The sequence below is a fragment of the Vibrio sp. 1978 genome (assembly GCF_033344345.1).
Genome location: NZ_JAWPOP010000191.1, coordinates 1 through 974, shown reverse-complemented (window position 1 = coordinate 974; position 974 = coordinate 1). Strand labels below are relative to the sequence as shown.

Genomic DNA, 974 nt, shown 5'->3' with positions numbered 1-974 from the left:
TGATGCTGGAGCAAGCACCATCAACATTCCCGATACCGTTGGCTACACAGTGCCAAGCGAGTTCGGTGGCATCATCCAAACGCTTTTCAACCGCGTGCCGAACATCGACAAGGCCATCATTTCTGTGCACTGTCATGATGACTTGGGCATGTCGGTCGCAAACTCAATTGCAGCAGTACAAGCCGGTGCTCGCCAAATTGAAGGCACCATCAATGGTATCGGCGAGCGTGCGGGTAACTGCTCACTAGAAGAGATCGCGATGATCATCAAGACACGTCAAGAGCTTCTGGGCGTAAGCACGGGGATCAAACACGAAGAAATCCATCGTACTAGCAAGTTAGTGAGTCAACTGTGCAACATGCCGATCCAAAGCAACAAAGCGGTCGTGGGTGCCAATGCATTCAGCCATTCTTCAGGTATCCACCAAGACGGCATGTTAAAGAACAAGAACACTTACGAGATCATGACGCCTGAGTCGATTGGTCTTAAGAACCAAGCACTTAACCTAACCAGTCGTAGCGGCCGAGCGGCGGTGAAGAGCCACATGGATTCCATGGGTTATAAAGAAGATGAGTACAACCTAGACGCACTGTACGCCGATTTCTTGAAACTGGCCGACCGTAAAGGCCAAGTGTTTGATTACGATTTGGAAGCACTAATGCACTTCTCCAACTTGCGTGAAGAAGATGACTTCTACAAGTTGAATTACCTAAGCGTGCAATCGGGCAGCGTGATGGCAACCACCAGCATCAAGATGCAATGTGGTGATGCGGAAATGTGTGAAGCGGCGGTCGGTAATGGGCCTGTTGATGCGCTATACCAATGTATCTACCGCGTGACAGGTTACGAGATCGTACTAGATAAATTCGATCTAACCGCAAAAGGTGAAGGTGAGGATGGTCTAGGTCAAGCAGACATCATTGCCAACTACAAAGGTAGAAAATACCACGGTACGGGCGTTTCAACCGATATCG

1 protein-coding gene is annotated in these 974 nt (G+C 49.3%); it reads left to right on the top strand.

What is annotated here, in order from left to right:
• Nucleotides 1–974, top strand: a 974-nt coding sequence (locus tag R8N49_RS25430; RefSeq protein WP_318190250.1) for a 2-isopropylmalate synthase, incomplete at both ends; no start/stop codon positions are given.